This is a genomic window from Chitinophaga sp. GbtcB8, assembly GCF_019091455.1.
Taxonomy (GTDB): domain Bacteria; phylum Bacteroidota; class Bacteroidia; order Chitinophagales; family Chitinophagaceae; genus Chitinophaga.
Genome location: NZ_JAGXJN010000024.1, coordinates 1 through 18,031, shown reverse-complemented (window position 1 = coordinate 18,031; position 18,031 = coordinate 1). Strand labels below are relative to the sequence as shown.

12 protein-coding genes are annotated in these 18,031 nt (G+C 48.4%); 8 read left to right on the top strand and 4 right to left on the bottom strand.

From position 1 onward, the window contains the following. Positions 1-10: 10 nt before the first annotated feature. On the bottom strand, positions 11-940 hold the full coding sequence (gene nusB / locus KVT36_RS19745; protein ID WP_217605183.1) for a transcription antitermination factor NusB: 930 nt from the start codon (positions 938-940) through the stop codon (positions 11-13). A gap of 273 nt (positions 941-1,213) precedes the next feature. Here nusB and groES point away from each other — a divergent pair, with 273 nt between their 5' ends. The 5 genes from groES (at position 1,214) to KVT36_RS19720 (ending at position 8,328) form a co-directional block, all read left to right on the top strand. Beyond that, positions 1,214-1,495: a co-chaperone GroES gene (groES, locus tag KVT36_RS19740; RefSeq protein WP_089915754.1), complete on the top strand. Its 282-nt coding sequence runs from the start codon at positions 1,214-1,216 to the stop codon at positions 1,493-1,495. 117 nt (positions 1,496-1,612) lie between these two features. After that, complete coding sequence (groL, locus tag KVT36_RS19735; protein ID WP_217605182.1) at positions 1,613-3,247, top strand: chaperonin GroEL; 1,635 nt, start codon at positions 1,613-1,615, stop codon at positions 3,245-3,247. A 151-nt stretch (positions 3,248-3,398) separates the two neighbouring features. Beyond that, positions 3,399-3,860: an FKBP-type peptidyl-prolyl cis-trans isomerase gene (locus KVT36_RS19730; protein ID WP_217605181.1), complete on the top strand. Its 462-nt coding sequence runs from the start codon at positions 3,399-3,401 to the stop codon at positions 3,858-3,860. A 41-nt stretch (positions 3,861-3,901) separates the two neighbouring features. Further along, positions 3,902-5,329 carry an L-serine ammonia-lyase gene (locus KVT36_RS19725; RefSeq protein WP_217605180.1) on the top strand — a complete coding sequence of 476 codons (1,428 nt, stop codon included), beginning with the start codon at positions 3,902-3,904 and terminating at the stop codon, positions 5,327-5,329. Positions 5,330-5,445: 116 nt separating this feature from the next. After that, the gene (locus tag KVT36_RS19720) at positions 5,446-8,328 is read left to right on the top strand and encodes a hypothetical protein (RefSeq protein ID WP_217605179.1); all 2,883 of its coding nucleotides are present in this window, start codon (positions 5,446-5,448) and stop codon (positions 8,326-8,328) included. Here the strand turns inward: KVT36_RS19720 and KVT36_RS19715 are convergent, their stop codons facing one another. Next, on the bottom strand, positions 8,329-8,829 hold the full coding sequence (locus KVT36_RS19715) for a hypothetical protein (RefSeq protein WP_217605178.1): 501 nt from the start codon (positions 8,827-8,829) through the stop codon (positions 8,329-8,331). 172 nt (positions 8,830-9,001) lie between these two features. Continuing rightward, positions 9,002-9,844: an AraC family transcriptional regulator gene (locus KVT36_RS19710; RefSeq protein ID WP_217605177.1), complete on the bottom strand. Its 843-nt coding sequence runs from the start codon at positions 9,842-9,844 to the stop codon at positions 9,002-9,004. Between the two features lie 84 nt (positions 9,845-9,928). Here KVT36_RS19710 and KVT36_RS19705 point away from each other — a divergent pair, with 84 nt between their 5' ends. Further along, a complete protein-coding gene (locus KVT36_RS19705) occupies positions 9,929-11,449 on the top strand; it encodes an MFS transporter (RefSeq protein ID WP_217605176.1) in 1,521 nt (506 codons plus the stop codon). A gap of 240 nt (positions 11,450-11,689) precedes the next feature. Here the strand turns inward: KVT36_RS19705 and KVT36_RS19700 are convergent, their stop codons facing one another. Further along, positions 11,690-14,344 carry a valine--tRNA ligase gene (locus tag KVT36_RS19700; RefSeq protein ID WP_217605175.1) on the bottom strand — a complete coding sequence of 885 codons (2,655 nt, stop codon included), beginning with the start codon at positions 14,342-14,344 and terminating at the stop codon, positions 11,690-11,692. A gap of 291 nt (positions 14,345-14,635) precedes the next feature. Here KVT36_RS19700 and KVT36_RS19695 point away from each other — a divergent pair, with 291 nt between their 5' ends. Together KVT36_RS19695 and KVT36_RS19690 are read left to right on the top strand one after the other, a co-directional pair. Then, positions 14,636-15,760 carry a hypothetical protein gene (locus KVT36_RS19695; RefSeq protein ID WP_217605174.1) on the top strand — a complete coding sequence of 375 codons (1,125 nt, stop codon included), beginning with the start codon at positions 14,636-14,638 and terminating at the stop codon, positions 15,758-15,760. Between the two features lie 37 nt (positions 15,761-15,797). Further along, positions 15,798-17,912, top strand: coding sequence for a M64 family metallopeptidase (locus KVT36_RS19690; protein ID WP_217605173.1), 2,115 nt, complete (start codon positions 15,798-15,800; stop codon positions 17,910-17,912). The last annotated feature ends 119 nt before the right edge of the window (positions 17,913-18,031 follow it).

The following is an 18,031-nucleotide window of genomic DNA, read 5'->3' as shown; positions in this document are numbered from 1 at the left end:
CCAAAAGTAATTATTTTTTTGTACGGTCAATTTTCTGTATTTGCTTGCCCAGTTCCAGGTCTTTCAGAATATTATCCAGTATGCCGTTCACAAACTGCCCGCTTTGCGGCGTGCTGTAGGCTTTGGCCAGGTCTATATATTCATTGATGGTAACCTTGGTAGGAATAGTAGGGAAGAACAGGAATTCGCATACGCCCATTTCCATCAGCAGCATATCCACCGCAGCAATACGCTCCGGGTCCCAGTTCTGTAATTTAGGCTTTATCAGCTCCAGGCAGTATTCTTTTTTATCCATCACCGTCAGCAGCAGCTCCCGCGCATATTCCAGCTTTTCCTGGCTGATGAGCTGCAGGAAGTTGAACAGGTGCGGTTTATTCATGTAATTATTGATCAGGATGCCCATCATATCCGCGTCATCACCCCAATGCAGGAACTGGTCTTCCATATGCTGTAAAAAGGCCTCATTGGTAATAAGCACCTGTTTGTACAGAAATTCCACCAGCTCTTTTTCAGAAGTTTTGGAACGGTCGGGCGTATTAATGTAGGATTTGTAAGTGTCGGTAGCAGCCAGGATGTTATATAGTTTGCGGATCAGCTCCTGGTCGTGCATGAGCTTCATTTTCCACTGGTCCAGGTTCACCTGGAAACCTTTATCAGCAGAGATCTGGTCTATGAATTCGTTCCCGGTTATTTTGGTGCTTACCCGGAGGTCCTCCGCCGTAGGTAAGTGTTTGGAAGCACGGGCCTGCGCATCTATCTCTGCATATTGGGCCACCCGTACCAGCGAGTAAAGTAAGTAAGTAAAGATCTGGCAGGTCTGGTCCAGCTTTTCTTTTAACAGGCTGGTAGCCGTTCCTGGTTTAATAGTGCCTGGTTCCATGGTTTCCAGGGCGTAAAGGGTTTGCATAACCTTTACCCGGATGTTTCTTCTGCTGATCATCTTTTATATCGTATAACAAGAACTAATAAGGGCGCAAAGCTAGAGCAATTTGTTCATAATCACAAAAAGAGTCCACGGTCCGTTCCGGCAGTCCATGGACTATTCAACCCATTTTGTCACATTTCTCCTGAAAAATTGACATTTATATCCGTCCTCCTTATCTTTGCGATCCTTACTGACTGAAAATTTGACCCGAAAAACCCATTGGCATTATTCTGGTGGGCGGAACTGACACAAAAATTCATCTTACCTTTTTTAAAAAATATATACATTATGGCTAAGAATTTAAGTATTAAACCTTTAGCTGACAGGGTAATCGTGAAACCTGCAGCCGCTGAAGAAAAAACCGCCGGTGGCATCATTATTCCCGACACTGCCAAAGAAAAACCGCAAAAAGGTACTGTAGTAGCAGCAGGTCCTGGTAAAAAGGACGAGCCTGTAACCGTGAAAGTGGGCGATACCGTATTATACGGTAAATATTCCGGCACTGAGATCAGCTTTGAAGGCGACGATTACTTAATCATGCGTGAATCCGACATTCTGGCAATTGTTTAGATCAGCTATTAGCTCTTAGCCTTTAGCTTTTAGCCAGTGCAAATACTAAAAGCTAAAAGCCAACCGCTAACAGCTTTCCCAATTCCACCTCTAAAACTTTAAAAATTTCTAACAATTATGGCAAAGCAAATATTCTTTAACACCGATGCCCGCAACAAAATGAAGAAGGGCGTTGATATCCTGGCCGATGCGGTGAAAGTAACCCTGGGTCCTAAAGGCCGTAACGTGGTGATCGAAAAGAAATTCGGTGCACCCGGCGTAACCAAGGATGGTGTAACAGTAGCGAAAGAGATCGAACTGGAAGATGCTATTGAGAACATGGGCGCCCAGATGGTAAAAGAAGTAGCTTCCAAAACTGCCGATGTTGCAGGTGATGGTACTACCACTGCCACCGTACTGGCCCAGTCTATCATAGGCGAAGGTTTGAAGAACGTAGCTGCAGGTGCAAACCCGATGGACCTGAAACGCGGTATCGACAAAGCGGTTAAATCCGTAGTAGAAAGCCTGAAAAAACAGTCTGAAAAAGTTGGTAGCGACAATAAAAAGATCGAGCAGGTAGCTGCTATCTCCGCTAATAACGATGCCGAGATCGGTAAACTGATCGCTGAAGCAATGAATAAAGTAACCAAAGACGGCGTTATCACCGTTGAAGAAGCAAAAGGCACCGACACTACTGTAGAAGTAGTAGAAGGTATGCAGTTTGACCGCGGTTACTTGTCCGCTTACTTTATCACCAACAGCGAAAAAATGCAGGTTGAGCTGCAGAACCCTTATATCCTGATCTACGACAAAAAGATCAGCGCTATGAAGGATATCCTGCACATCCTGGAAAAAGTAGCCCAGCAAGGCGCTCCCCTGCTGATCATCTCTGAAGATCTGGAAGGTGAAGCACTGGCTACCCTGGTAGTGAACAAACTGCGCGGTACCCTGAAAGTAGCTGCAGTAAAAGCACCGGGCTTTGGCGACAGAAGAAAAGAAATGCTGACTGACATTGCTACCCTCACTGGTGGTATCGTGATCAGCGAAGATCAGGGTTACAAACTGGAAAATGCCGACCTCACTTACCTGGGTAAAGCGGAATCCGTAACCATCGATAAAGACAACACTACTATCGTAGGCGGTAAAGGCAAGAAGGAAGATATCACCTCCCGCATCAGCCAGATCCGTGCACAAATAGATGTAACCACTTCTGACTACGACCGCGAAAAATTACAGGAACGCCTGGCTAAATTAAGCGGTGGTGTAGCTGTACTGTACGTAGGTGCTGCTACCGAAGTGGAAATGAAAGAGAAGAAAGACCGCGTAGACGATGCCCTGCACGCAACCCGCGCTGCTGTAGAAGAAGGTATCGTAGCTGGTGGCGGTGTAGCTTACATCCGCGCCATCGAAACCCTGGATAAGCTGAAAGGTGATAACAACGACGAGCAAACCGGTATCGCTATCATCAAACGCGCTATCGAAGAGCCCCTGCGCCAGATCACCGCTAACTCCGGTATCGAAGGTTCTATCGTGGTACAGAAAGTAAAAGAAGGTAAGGCTGATTACGGTTTCAATGCCCGCACAGAGGTGTATGAGAACCTGATCGCTGCCGGTGTAATTGACCCGACTAAGGTTGCCCGTATTGCACTGGAAAACGCCGCTTCTATTGCCGGTATGCTGCTGACCACTGAATGTGTGGTAGCTGACAAACCCGAGCCTAAATCTTCCGCACCTGCTATGCCGGGCGGCCATGGTATGGGCATGGACTATTAATAGTTTCCAGAAAAACACACCCGTTTTTTATAGGCTCCGTTCCGGAATTCCGGAACGGAGCTTTTTTATAAGCCGCCCGGAATGTAACATTCCCGCCCGGTATCGCGTTTTATATCATATGAAGCGGAATCTACAAGCCAGTCTATATTGCATGATCCTCCTATGCCTGTTTGCCGGCTGCGCCAAAAAGGAAAATTCGGCCCTGTACGACGCTGTGAACGGTGAACCTGCCGGTGAAGACATCCAGATCCAGCAATACCTTGCTTACCATAATATTAAAGCACAGAAAGATCCCTCCGGCCTGTATTACCAGGTAATAGCCTATGGCGACAGCATTAACCGGATATCCCTGGAGAATGTGCCCTACATGATCTATACCCGCCGCCTCATGGATAATACCTTTATTGATGGCTCTATAGGCGCCACAGATTTTGACGGCCGCAAGCTCAAAGACCACATCGCCGGCTGGCAGATCGGTTTACAAAAGATCACCAAAGGCGGTAAAATACTCATGATCATCCCCTCCGGCCTGGGCTTTGGCAAAATAGCCGTTGATAAGATCCCCGCTAACTCTATCCTGGTATGCGAAGCCGAGCTGGTGGATTTTAAGTAGATGGACCCTTTTCCCTATCTTTGAAAGCTAAACACCAAAACGTGGCACAGGAATGCATTTCCGTTTTCGATATCTTTAAGATAGGCATTGGCCCCTCCAGCTCTCATACCTTAGGCCCCTGGCGGGCAGCATTAAATTTTTTAGCTGAACTGGAAACCAGCGGCCGCCTGCCGGCAGTAGAGCAGGTGAGCGTGCTGTTATACGGCTCCCTGGCTAAAACCGGTCATGGGCACGGTACTGATATTGCAGTACAGCTGGGCCTTTGCGGCGATGATCCCGTAACCTTCGACGTAAATAATATTCACACCAAAATAGCGGACATAAGACGCAACAAAAAGCTGCCGCTCAATGGCCGGTATAACATTGATTTTGATCCCCTGGAAAATATTGATTTCCTGTATGATGAAACCCTGCCTTACCATCCCAATGCGCTTACCTTCCTGGTAACCTTTATAGGCGGGGAGCAGCAGGCATTTACCTGGTATTCTGTTGGCGGCGGTTTTGTGGTAAAGGAAGGAGGGCAGTCCGGCAGCGGCCCCCTGGTGGAGCTGCCTTTTCCCATAGATACTGCGCAGCAGCTATTGCAGTGGTGTATTAAAACCGGTTACTCCATTTCCGAGCTGGTAATGGAAAATGAGCAGGCCTGGCGTTCAGAAGCCGCTACCAAAGAGGGTGTGCTGCATATATGGCAGGTAATGCAGGAATGCATGTACCGCGGTTGCCATGTAACCGGCGAGCTGCCCGGCGGTTTGCGCGTAGCCCGCAGGGCCGCTGCACTTAACAAAAAATTATTACAGGGCCGTACCTATACTGATTACCATACCTGGATCCAGGCCATCCGCGGCGGTGGTAACCATTTCGCCTATACGCTGGACTGGGTAAGCTGTTTTGCACTGTCAGTGAATGAGGAAAATGCCTCCTTCGGCCGCGTGGTAACGGCGCCTACCAATGGCGCCGCAGGGGTAATACCCGCGGTACTGCAATACTATATTACTTTCTGTGATGGTTATGCCCCCGGAAAGATCATCCAGTTCCTGCTCACCGCTTCAGAAATAGGCAGCATCTTTAAAAAACGTTCTACCATTTCTGCCGCCATGGGTGGCTGCCAGGCGGAGATAGGCGTATCATCTGCCATGGCCGCAGCAGCGCTTACCGAGTGTTTGGGCGGATCGCAACGCCAGGTATTAATGGCCGCAGAAATAGCCATGGAACACCACCTGGGCCTTACCTGCGATCCTATTGGCGGGCTGGTACAGATACCCTGTATAGAGCGTAACACCATGGGCGCTATTAAAGCTATTACCGCCTCCCAGCTGGCTATGCAAAGCAACCCCGAGCTGGCCAAAGTATCGCTGGATGCCGTGGTAAAAACTATGTGGGAAACCGCACTGGATATGAACTCCAAATACAAGGAAACCTCCGATGGCGGCCTGGCTGTGAATATTCCCATTAGCCTGCCGGAATGCTGATCCAGTATGATATGCGTGATATCAAATGTGCAGATGAAATCTGCCAGTTAATCTAACTGGAAATATACATTTGCACATTAATATATTATATTAGCATACCAGCACATCCGCACATTATGAAATTAGCCTGCAACGCCCTACACTCAAATATCAGCACATCGGCATATAAGTACATCAGCATATTCATCCGGGCATTCATCTGCACATCAGCATATCTGCACATCGGCGCATTATCCGCATCCGCGCAAAACTTCGGCGGCAACCCGCCATCCTTAAAATGGCGGCAGATCAATACAGATACCGTACGCGTTATTTTCCCCGCCGGCCTGGAAACCCAGGGGGAGCGTGTAGCCAACATTGTACATTACCTGAATCAGCATACCCGTAATTCTATTGGTAACCGCCAGCAAAAGGTGAACATCGTATTACAGAACCAAACCCTGGAATCCAATGGTTACGTACAGCTGGGTCCTTTCCGTTCAGAGTTTTATCTGAACCCGCCACCCTCTCCCCTGGAGCTGGGATCCCTGCAATGGGACGAGCAGCTGGCCCTGCATGAATACCGGCACGTGCTGCAGAATATGAACTTTCGCCAGGGCATTTCTAAAGCATTTTCCTATTTGGGCGGTGAGCTGGGACAGGCCGCTATCACCAATATAGCAGTACCTAACTGGTTCTGGGAAGGTGATGCCGTAACTATGGAAACAGCCCTTAGCCCGCAGGGCAGGGGAAGACTGCCCGCTTTTTTTGACGGCTTCCGTGGTTTAATGCTGGATAATAAACATTACTCCTACATGAAGATCCGCAACGGATCTTACAGGGATTATGTACCTAACCATTATGAGCTGGGTTACCTGATGAGCGTATACGGCCGCACGCATTACGGGCAAACCTTCTGGCGCGATGTAACAACAGATGCCGTACGTTTCCGCGGAGTGTTCTATCCCTTATCACAAAGCATACGCCGCAGAACAGGTTATAACATTACCGGCTTTTATAAAGCCACCATGCAGGAGTACCAGCATGAGTGGCAGCAGTATGCTAACAGGCCAGCCATTACACCGGCAAAGCCCTTAAATGCACCGTCAAACATAGTTACCAATTACAGGTATGTGTACAGCGCCGGCCCCGGGCAATGGGTTACATTGAAAAGCAGCTATCAGCGCATACCCGGTTTTTATTTGGTGGATAGTACCGGCCATGAGCAGCTGCTTACCCGCCCCGGTAATAGCTTTGACGACTTTTTTACCTATAATAACGGCCGCATTTTATGGACAGAAGCACGGTATAATGCCCGTTGGGTATGGAAAGATTATTCCATCATCAAACTGTACGACCGTGCCAGCGGCCACACCGCCACCATTACACACCGCACCAAATACTTTTCCCCGGACATTACAAATGACGGCCAATCCATCATAGTAGCCTTTACCACACCCAAACAGCAATACGGCCTGCACCTGCTGAATGCCCATACCGGCGCCGTAAAACAGGTGCTGCCTAACCCGGAGAACTGGTATTACAGCTTTCCCCGTTTTACGGCAGACGGTCAATCCGTGATAAGCCCTGTACGCAATCGTTTAGGACAAATGGCCCTGGTGCAGCAATCCATCAGCAGCGGGGAAAGCACCCTGCTCACTCCCTTTAGTTTTAATGTAATTGGCGCACCTGTAGTAGCAGGGGATACCCTGTATTTTACCGGCAGCTGGAAAGATGTAAATAACATATACGCGTGTACGTTAGCTGATAAAAAGATCTACCAGGTAACAGACCGCCCTAACAGCATATTACATGGGGCAGTAGATGCACAGCAGCAGCAAATGGTGTTCAGCGAATTTACCACCGGTGGTTATAAATTATACAGCACCCCGCTGCAAGCCAGCCAGTGGATGCCCCTTGACACTGCGGTAGATGCGCACAGCGTTTGGCTAAAACCCCAGCTGGAAGAAAGTGGCAACATACTGCCCATTGTACCGCATAACGATTACCCGGTAAAAAAGTATCCCCAGCTTACGCGGCCTTTTAACTTGCATAGCTGGGTGCCTACCTTTGATGATCCGGATTATAGTTTAACGTTATACGGTAACAATATCCTGAACACCACATCTACCGCTATCGGTTATACCTATAACCGCAATGAAGGCAGTTCCGCCATAGGCGCCAACTTCCTGTTCGGCGGCTGGTTCCCGTATTTGCAGGCCGGCGTGGATTATACCTTTAACCGCTCTGCGCTGGTAAAGGATATTGGCCGTTTATACTGGAAGGAGCTGGACTGGCATGGTGGTATTACTATTCCCTTGCTGCTGTCATCCGGTAAATATGGCCGGAGCTTATCCGCAGGCTCCAACTATCACTACCTGCGCAGTTATCCCGATGGTTTTAAATTCCGGGATGAGGGCATACAATATTTAAGCAACACCCTGGTGTTTAACAACCAGCGCATAAAAGCGCCACAGAATATTTATAGTCATTTCGGGCAATACCTGTACCTGCAATACACCCACTCCATTGACGAGGTGCCGGCGGAGCAGTTCTACGGCCGTTTTGACCTGTACCTGCCGGGATTATTCCCGAATCACAGCATTGTATTACAGGCTGCTTACCAGCAGCAGGATACTATGCAGCGGTATTCTTTTACAGATAACTTCGTATATGCGAGGGGGTATAATGAGCCGTTTTACGGGCATATTTATAAGCTGGGTGCTAACTATCATTTTCCTATTGCTTACCCGGACTGGGGTTTTGCGCAGCTAATCTATTTGATGCGCTTGCGGGGCAATGCGTTTTACGATTACAGCCAGGCTTACAACTTCCGCACTAAAACCAGCCGGCGTTTTGCCTCAACAGGGGGAGAGCTTTTCTTTGATACCAAAATAGGCAATACCATTCCTTTTTCATTCGGCGTGCGCTTCAGCCATCTCCTGGATCCCGATCCCCTAGAGGTTACCCGCAACCGTTTTGACTTTATCTTGCCGCTGCAGCAGCTATTTAGTTATTGATTATCGGACAACAATCTTTAATTCCGGCACCCGGTAATACTTATCACCGGTATACTTAATAATAATGTTATCGAAGTACAGTACCTCATTCCGTTGCAGTACTTCTTTCAGGCGGGTGCTCCAGAGGGTGGGAAGTTTATCAGCCTTAAAACTATCGCCGGTAAAATCAGAATACACGCCCGGCTGGCCGGTGGTATCATTCACATAAGCTTCTTTTTTCTCGTAGGTAAAGTCAAAAGATATCACAGGGAAAGTGTGGTTCTGCTGATCACGTACTACCAGTGCAGAATCCAGTAGTTTTAGCACTTCGGGCCGGGGCAGGGTATCGCTTAGAAATACGCCCCAGCTGGTGCGGAAGCGCAGGTTGGTTTTGCCCGCTGTGCCGGTAGCTGCAGCAGCCGTTTTGCCGGACGCTGTTTTGCCTTTATCCGTTTTAGATTGTGCGTTCAGCGGCAAACCCGCCGCGCATAAAAGACTGAAAATTAAAAAGGTTTTCTGCATAATGGATCAGTGTAGTTGCGGCATTTATGGCTTCAACCGGCGGAACAACAGGCAGCTTGGCTGCTCCCTGCAAACCGCTCATTATATAAAACGTTGACCGGTTATAAAAAGTATAAGACACTCATTCAATTATCACCCGCTCCCAGAAATTGCCAGCCCCAAGATACAGCATTTATGCCGCGCTCATTACTGTTTTTCTGTACGCGCTCAGGCTCATGTTACGGTGTTTTTTAAAGAACTTATTCAGATGGCTTTCATCCGCAAACCCAAATTCAGCTACGATCTCATTGATCAGTTTATCACTGAACTTTAACCGGTGCTCGATCAGCCGTATCCTGTATTGCGCAATAAACTGCTGAATGGTTTCGCCGCACTGCTTCTTAAAATAACTGCCCAGGTACGCTTCCGATAAACTTGCCTCTTTGGCAATGGTAGCAGCTTTCAGCTTTTGCGGATCATAAATATTATTCTGTATGTAACGGATGATCTCCTGGATACGCTGATCACTGTTAGGTTTAAGGTTCGATGGTTTCATCATCGAAATATTTCTGGCAGCAATAACGATCAGCGCATTTACAAAATGCATGGTCAGGTCCTGGTAATAGGGATCGTTCTGCTGCTGCTGTTGCAATAAAAGCAGCTCAACTATCTTTCTGATACGCACCATATCCGATTTGCATTGCATAACGCAGCCCGATACACGGGTAGCATAATACAACAGGCATTCCAGGCAATCCAGGCTTTTCCACCGGTATTCCTTTACATAACTGCTGTTAAGCCGGATCAGCAAAAGTTCGGTTGTGCTGGAAATATCGAAGGCATGAGCATCACTGGGGTTCATAAGAATAAAAGCTCCCTCCTTATAAAATGCCCGGTTGTCATTCATCTGTACAATGCCTGTCCCGGAAATCACATAAGCCATCTGGAAAAAGCTGAACTGCGTTTCTTTCATGGGCGGCCCGTCCAGCGTTTTGCGTACTACCTCCACCAGTTGATGCATGTTTTCTCTGAACATGGCGTAAATGTACCATTTTATCATAGAAATGTACTGATATGCAGGCCTGTTATCAGTCTATTTTTGTGAAATACAGATAAACTTATGAATGGAACTCTTCACAGCAGCAACAAAATGGCACTCGCAGCCGTATGCCTGGCATCGCTCATGTTTGGTCTTGAAATATCCAGCGTGCCGGTCATACTGCCAACACTTGAAAAAGTACTGAATGGCAAATTCAGCGATATGCAATGGGTAATGAATGCCTATACGATTGCATGCACCACGGTGTTGATGGCTACCGGTACCCTGGCAGACAGGTTTGGCCGCAAGCAGGTATTTATTATCAGCATTATTGCTTTTGGTATCACCTCCCTGTTTTGCGGTTTGTCGCAGCAGGTATTGGGCCTCATCATCAGCAGGTTATTCCAGGGCCTGGCTGGCGGCACTATGTTCATTTGCTCCATAGCCATTCTTTCGCACCAGTTCAGAGAAGGTAAGGAGCGCAGTAAAGCCTTTGCCATGTGGGGCATTGTTAGTGGCATTGGCCTGGGATTAGGCCCTGTCATTGGTGGTTTTATCGTTGCCATATCCAACTGGCAATGGATCTTCCTGGTATTTGTTCCTTTATCCGCCCTTTCACTGATCCCTGCATTTGCAGGCGTGCAGGAATCCCGTGATCCGCTGGCGCAGCAGCTGGATGTATGGGGTATTATAACGCTCTCGCTGGCTGTTTTTGGCTTGGCCTATTACATTACACAAGGGCCGCAGCTTGGCTTTGGCAGCGTACCTGCCCTGGGTATTCTGGCCGCCGCTGTTATCAGTTTTTTACTTTTTATTTGGGTAGAAAAAAGAGCTCCTCATCCCATGTTTGATTTTTCTGTTTTCCAAATACGGGAGTTTTCAGGCGCTATTATTGGCTGTATTGGAATGAATTTCAGCTTCTGGCCCCTGATGATCTACCTGCCGGTTTATTTTCAGGGTGGTCTGGGTTATAACAGCATTACCACCGGTTTGTTCCTGCTGGCCTATACAATACCTTACTTCGTGATGTCGCCTGTTGCAGAACGTTTGCTGCTGCGTTACAGGCCGCAGATTATTATTCCCCTGGGCTTGTTCACCATTGGGCTGGGTTTTATACTCATGAAGTTCGGCGGAAGCGTAGCGCATGCCAATGGCTGGACCATGCTGCCCGGTATTCTCCTGGCGGGTATCGGCATTGGTTTAACCAATACGCCTGTCACCAATACTACAACAGGATCTGTGTCGGCTGACCGTGCCGGCATGGCTTCAGGCATTGATGTAAGCGCACGCCTGATCACACTTGCCATCAATATTGCTGTGATGGGATTTATATTGGTAGAGGGGATTGCGGCCCATCTGAAAGGCGCTTTTCATGGGGCATTCGCCGTGGGCCGTTTATATGCCCTGTCTCAAAAAACAGCAGCCGGCGGTTTTGAGAGCCTGCAAAGCCAATATCCGGAACTCTCTTCACTGGATCCCTCAGGACTTACCGTTCACGCTGCTTTTACACACGGCTTTGAATGGGTTATGTTATATGGAGGTTTCGGTGTATGGATATTAGCTTTATTAAGCTTTATCATTTTCAGGAAAAAGTCATTTTGATCTAAGTGATTATCCCCGTCATTGCGAGGAGCAGGGGGGATTTTGTGGAGGAGGCGCGACGAAGCAATTTCCTGCCTTATAATGACCAATAAACATCACTCTAAATAGAAAACCGCTACAGTCTTTTGCTGTAGCGGCTTTCTTAACATAAACTATTTACACATCAGGATCTTTCTCATTAACCCAAACAACATAACGCAGGCAGCGTTTAGCATTCGGCGTTCAGCATTCAGCCTACCCCTACATCGTCTTCAAACTCTCCGTGATCGCCCGTATCTTCTCTTCTGCATCTGCTTTTTTCTTCCGCTCCGCGGCTACTACCTCCGGTTTGGCATTTGATACAAAACGTTCATTCCCCAGCTTCTTTTCTACTGATTCCAAAAAGCCCTGCTGGTATTTCAGGTCAGCTTCCAGCTGCTCTTTCTGCGCGCCGGTATCCAGGGTATGTTCTGTTTCCAGGTAAAACTTATCTTTCTGCACCACCAGTGTAATGCTGCCGGCTACCGCTGTTTTCGTATATACAACAGCTTTAGCATTTACCTGCTTGGCCAAAATGCTTTCAATTTGTTTAAAGGCATTTTCGTGTACAGTATCAATATGCAGCGTAATAGGATCTTTAGGTTTTATCTGGTGTTTATTACGCGCATCGCGTATGCTGCTGATCACTTCCTTTGCCAGCGCGCCTTCTACCAGCGTAGCGTGGTGCGGGGCAGCAGGGGTAACAAATTGTTTTACGATCAGATCATCACCAGCACCACGCGTTTGCAGCTGCTGGTAAATTTCTTCTGTTACAAATGGCATAAAGGGGTGCAGCAGCTGCATCAGCTGGTCAAAAAAGTCCAGCGTTTTGCGGAATACAGCTGCATCAATAGGCTGTTCAAAACCAGGCTTCACCCATTCCAGGTACCAGCTGCAGAAATCGTCCCATATCAGGCTGTAAACGGTTTTCAGCGCTTCGCTCAAACGGAAGTCTTTAAACAGATCAGCCACCTGTGTTTGTACTTCCAGCAAGCGGCTCTCAAACCATTTCACGGCAAAATTCCCTTCTGCCAACTGCCCGCTGCCAGCTTCCGACTGTCTGCCTTCCCACATCTTTACCAGCTTCAACGCATTCCATATCTTATTACAGAAGTTACGGCCCTGCTCACAGCTGGCATCATCAAACAGCAGGTCATTACCCGCAGGGGACGAGATCATGATCCCAAAACGCACGGCATCTGCGCCAAACTGGTGGATCAGCTCCAGCAGGTCAGGCGAGTTGCCTAATGATTTACTCATCTTACGGCCCTGCTTATCACGCACCATGCCGGTAAAGTATACATCGCTGAATGGCTTTACCTGCTTGTATTCCAGCCCCGCCATGATCATGCGTGCCACCCAGAAGAAAATAATATCCTGCCCGGTTACCAGCACAGAAGTAGGGTAGTAGTAGTTAATATCTTTATTACCCGGCTGGCTGATGCCGTTAAATACTTCCATAGGCCATAACCAGGAGGAGAACCAGGTATCCAGCACATCTTCATCTTGCCGCAGGTCCTCCATACGTAATCCGGCATTCGTAATCCGTAATTTCTCCAGTGCTTCTTCCGCAGTTTCCGCTACTTCAAAGCTTCCGTCTGGTGCGTAAAAGGCCGGTATACGCTGGCCCCACCACAGCTGGCGGGATATACACCAGTCCTTCACATTCTCCATCCAGTATTTGTAGGTAGCCAGGAAACGGTCGCCGGGGTGTATGCGCACATCCCCGTTCACCACTGCATCCAGGGCAGGTTTGGCCATTTCAGCCATCTTCACAAACCATTGGGTGCTAATGCGCGGCTCTACCACTGTATCAGGGTTACGCTGGCTGTAACCCAGGCGGGTAGTATATTCCTGCTCTTTTACCAGCAGGCCCTGTTCCTGCAATGCAGCCACGGTTTTCTTACGGGCCACAAAGCGGTCTTCGCCAATAAATACGCCGGCAGCAGCGCTCAGGGTGCCGTCTTCATTCAGCGTATCTACGATCTCTAAATTATGTTTCAGGCCCAGGTTATAGTCATTGATATCATGCGCAGGCGTTACCTTCAGCGCACCGGTACCAAAAGCCGGGTCTACATATTCATCAAATATTACCGGCACTTTACGGTTCACCAGCGGCACCACGGCATAGCGGCCTTTCAGGTGCGCATAACGTTCATCATTAGGGTTTACGCAAATAGCGGTATCGCCCATAATGGTTTCCGGGCGCTGGGTGGCAATGGTAATATAGTCGCCGGTAGGGTTGTTCTCACTATCTACAATAGCATAGTTCACATAATACAGCTTGCCCTGCAGGTCCTTATAATCCACTTCCTCATCGCTCAGGGCCGTTTTAGCCTTAGGGTCCCAGTTGATCATACGGGCGCCCCGGTATATCAGTCCTTTCCGGTACAGGTCTATAAATACTTTTATAACAGCCTGGTAATAATGGTCGTCCATGGTAAAGGTTACCCGGCCCCAGTCACAGGAGCAGCCCAGCTTTTTGATCTGCTGGTAAATGATGCCCCCGTATTTTTCCTTCCACTCAAAAGCATGTTGCAGGAATGTTTCCCGGGTAAGCTGCGATTTCTCGATGCCTTTTTCCCGTTTCAGCATATCCACCACCTTGGCTTCCGTAGCAATAGAAGCATGGTCAGAACCCGGCACCCAGCAGGCATTAAACCCGCTCATGCGGGCGCGCCGTACCAGTATATCCTGTACGGTCTCATTCAGGGTATGCCCCATGTGTAATACCCCGGTTACGTTGGGAGGCGGTATTACCACGGTAAAAGCAGGTCGGCCATCCGGCTGGCTCCTGAAATATCCTTTGTCCATCCAGTGCTGATACCATTTCTCTTCCGTAGCTGCCGGCAGGTAATTCTTTGATAATTCTTCCATGCAATTCAAATATAAGTCTGCAAAAATAAAGGAGATTAGGCATAGATGGAAATCATCCCGCCTTCTCCGTCAGCTAAAAAAATGCTTTTTTAGCAATTATCATTATAAATCCACCACTTATTAAAGTTTTCTAGCCAAATGCGAACTTTCCTTTTCTCAATATCCTTAGGCATACTAATATTGCATATATGTTTACAAGTTTAATAACCCCTGGTTTGTTAAGAGAGAGCATGTTACAAACTGGATAATGTACTGTTTTTCAATTTTTTTCATTTACCCCAAACAAAAAGCATGAAACAGCTATTCTACAGCCCCATTGCTGATGGCAAATGTAACCCTGTGTTACCTTTCAACAGCATCGGTCAGCGCTACGGTACCAACCGTACACCGAACACCACCCCTAACCGGATCAAACAATTATTAATGGCCGTATTATGCAGCGCCCTGGTTTATCCGGCCATGGCAGCGCACCACAACGCCACACCAGCTGCCGCTTACCACCTGCGGGCAGAGGTGAACATCCGGTACGACAGCAAAAGCGGCAAAATGTCTATCAAAGCCACAGACGCACCTTTGTCAGACCTGGTAAGCAAGCTGGAAGCAGCCTACAACATCCGCTTGTTTGTAATGGAAGTATCTATGGATACTAAAGTTACCTGTGATGTGCAGGACAAGTTCATTGACGATGCCCTGCGCGAAGCGCTGCCGCCATCTGCCCGTTTCTTTTACCGTTTTATGAACGGGAGCACGGAAGTGGAAGACCGCAAACCGGAGGCCCGGCAGGCACGCTCCCGCATTACCAGCGCCACCGCCATTAAAATGCAGCTGAAAGCGCAACCCGTGGCCATGGGCATTAAGCCGGCAGAATCGGTTGTAACAGAAAAAAGAACCGCCCGCACCGCCATCATAACCAGCAGGGCCGGTAATATGCCCACACGGGTAGCAACAACCAGCATACGCGCACAACAGCTGGTAGCCTTACCCCAGCAAACAGATGACTATTATGTAAAAGTAACCGTGAAAGTAACCCCCAATGGTTATGAGCCGGTAAGCTACACCAAGGTGCAGGGCAATCTGGTGAATGATAGCACCGCCTCCGGCGATTTTGTGTACCAGCTAAAGGATAATGGCAGGAATGTATACACCGCCGCTATTGATGATCCGCTGGAGCTGCACAGTTATTCCCCCGATGGCAGCCACAAAATATTGCAGGCCAAAGAAACCTACATTAACATTACCCTTCCCAAACAGGTATTGGACAAGAATGCAGTAGCAGCGCCCACCCTGGAGTTTTCCCGCATCCGCGGCGAAGTAGTGCCGGAGAACCGCAATATAAAAATGCTGCAGGCCACCACGCTGCAACGCAAAGGCCTCATCAGCACAGAAGCGCTGCAAAAAGTGATACAAAGAAAATAACCTGTAACCACCACACATACCCCAAAGAAAATAAGTCATGAAAAAGATCCTTTTCAGCATATTTATATGCTGCACTATAAGCGCAGCCATAAAAGCGCAAACCGTAACAGAAGTGTTGCGCAATGGCTCCAATGGCGCCAAGCTAAACCTGGTGATCATAGGCGATGGGTTTACCGCCGCTGACCAGGCCGCGTTTAACACCCACGTAACAAACCTGGTAAAGAACCTTTTTACCAAAGACCTGTATGATGAAACGATGGATGCGTATAACATTTACCGCATCAACGTAAACTCCACCCAGTCTGGCGTAACTAAAGTAAATGCCAGCGGTACCGTAACCACCGCCCGCAACACCGCCCTGGATTACCGTTACAGCGGTATCTGGGACCGCTGCTGGATGGAGCCTGGTCCCAACACCGCCACCCGCCTCAATAACCTGCTCACCACCCTGGTGCCGCAATACAATTATGTGTTCATTATTCTGAATGAAACCGGTTTTGGCGGCTGCGCCGGCGGCGGCAAGCTGGCCATTACCCGTGGTTCAAATGATAATGATCCGGGATGGTCTACCGCAGCGCATGAAATGGGCCACATGGTAGGCCTGCTGGCAGATGAGTATACCGTGAACTGTGATAACTACACCAGCGATGAACCTGCACAGGTAAATGTAACCAAGAACACCAACCGCGCTACTTTAAAAGGGGAGTGGAAGAATTTTGTACCCGTTTCCCGCCCCGTACCCACCATTTCCGGTTGCAGTGCTGCTAACCCTTCCGGTAATGATACGGACGAAGATGCCGGCGTGTTTGAAGGTGCCCAGTACACCGGTCTTGGCAAGTTCCGCCCTGCCTATAACTGCCGTATGAAAGGTAACTCGCCCCTGTTTTGCCCCGTATGTTATAACCAGATGCAGACAAGGGTAAAACCTTACCGCAGCTATAATTTCAACAACTCTTACGCAGGTGATTTTACCGGCGATGGTAAGGGCGACCTGGTAGTGCATTATGGCAACAGCATATCCATGTACAGCTCCGACGGCACTAAAATGAACCACGTATTCACCGGCACCGAAAGGGTGAATACCGGCGGGTCCAGCTGGCAGTTTAAACCCGGCGATAAATTTTATGTAGCCGATTTTGATGGCGATGGTAAAAAAGACCTGTATGTATTTAACAGCGGCGACTGGGGCAGCTATGGCCCTTACTTCGCCCTGTTACGCTCTACCGGCACCGGTTTTGACTGCGTAAAACGTTACGATAAAACCCTGGAAGGCTGGCAAATGTCAGCAGGCGATGATTTTTATGTAGGCGATTTTGACGGCGACGGCAAAGAAGACTTCTACATTGTGAACACCACCACCTGGAGCACTAAGTATGTAGGCATGATGAAAGCCGCCTCCAACAAAATGAGCTTTATAAAAAGGTATGATAACAACCTGGGCGCACCCGGCTACTGGATCATGGCTAAGAACGATAAGTTCTACGTAGGCGACTTTGACGGTGATAAAAAAGCCGATCTGTACATGGCGAACCTGAAAGACTGGACCACCAATTATGTAGGCATGCTGAAATCCACCGGCGCCACGCTGAACTGCATCCGCGTATTTAATAACACCCTGCCCGGCTGGACCATGGCCGATAACGATCAGCACCTGGTAGGTGATTTTGATGGAGATGGGAAAGCAGATATGTATGTATTTAATGGTACCAACTGGAACCCGGAATACCTGCTGATGCTGAAATCCACCGGCAGCAACCTTTCTTACGTAAAACGTTTTGATGGCGTAATACCCGGCTGGGAAATGGCCCCCAATGATCGTTTATACGTTGCCGATGCCAATGGCGATGGTAAAAAGGACCTGTACATTTATAATACCAGCAACTGGGATAAAGAATACCTGGGCATCCTCACCTCTAACGGTACTACTTTAAGCGGCACCTGGCAAAAGGACTGGATAGGCAGCTGGAACCTGGGCAGTGTAGACAAGCTGGCGGTTACCAACTTCAATGGTGGCTCCGGTTGGGATGATCTGTTCATTTACAATACCAGCTGGTTTGGTATGCTGCGCTCCAATACCACCAGCTTATCGCAGGTGTACATTAGCCCCAATTACATTCACAACTTCAAGTATCATAAGTTAGGCTGGTGGTAAGCCACACCATCTTATCTATAAAACAAAAAGCCGGGTCCCAGGATGTAATGCCCCCATAAAGTTGGACACTTTATGGGGGCATTTTTTATGGATAAACGAGGCAAATACAGTTTTAAGGA

What these genes read in the sequence shown, in the direction of transcription:
- nusB (WP_217605183.1), bottom strand. Translation starts at nt 940, where the DNA reads ATGATCAGCAGAAGAAACATCCGGGTAAAGGTTATGCAAACCCTTTAC.
- groES (WP_089915754.1), top strand. Translation starts at nt 1,214, where the DNA reads ATGGCTAAGAATTTAAGTATTAAACCTTTAGCTGACAGGGTAATCGTG.
- groL (WP_217605182.1), top strand. Translation starts at nt 1,613, where the DNA reads ATGGCAAAGCAAATATTCTTTAACACCGATGCCCGCAACAAAATGAAG.
- KVT36_RS19730 (WP_217605181.1), top strand. Translation starts at nt 3,399, where the DNA reads ATGATCCTCCTATGCCTGTTTGCCGGCTGCGCCAAAAAGGAAAATTCG.
- KVT36_RS19720 (WP_217605179.1), top strand. Translation starts at nt 5,446, where the DNA reads ATGAAATTAGCCTGCAACGCCCTACACTCAAATATCAGCACATCGGCA.
- KVT36_RS19715 (WP_217605178.1), bottom strand. Translation starts at nt 8,829, where the DNA reads ATGCAGAAAACCTTTTTAATTTTCAGTCTTTTATGCGCGGCGGGTTTG.
- KVT36_RS19710 (WP_217605177.1), bottom strand. Translation starts at nt 9,844, where the DNA reads ATGTTCAGAGAAAACATGCATCAACTGGTGGAGGTAGTACGCAAAACG.
- KVT36_RS19705 (WP_217605176.1), top strand. Translation starts at nt 9,929, where the DNA reads ATGAATGGAACTCTTCACAGCAGCAACAAAATGGCACTCGCAGCCGTA.
- KVT36_RS19700 (WP_217605175.1), bottom strand. Translation starts at nt 14,344, where the DNA reads ATGGAAGAATTATCAAAGAATTACCTGCCGGCAGCTACGGAAGAGAAA.
- KVT36_RS19695 (WP_217605174.1), top strand. Translation starts at nt 14,636, where the DNA reads ATGAAACAGCTATTCTACAGCCCCATTGCTGATGGCAAATGTAACCCT.
- KVT36_RS19690 (WP_217605173.1), top strand. Translation starts at nt 15,798, where the DNA reads ATGAAAAAGATCCTTTTCAGCATATTTATATGCTGCACTATAAGCGCA.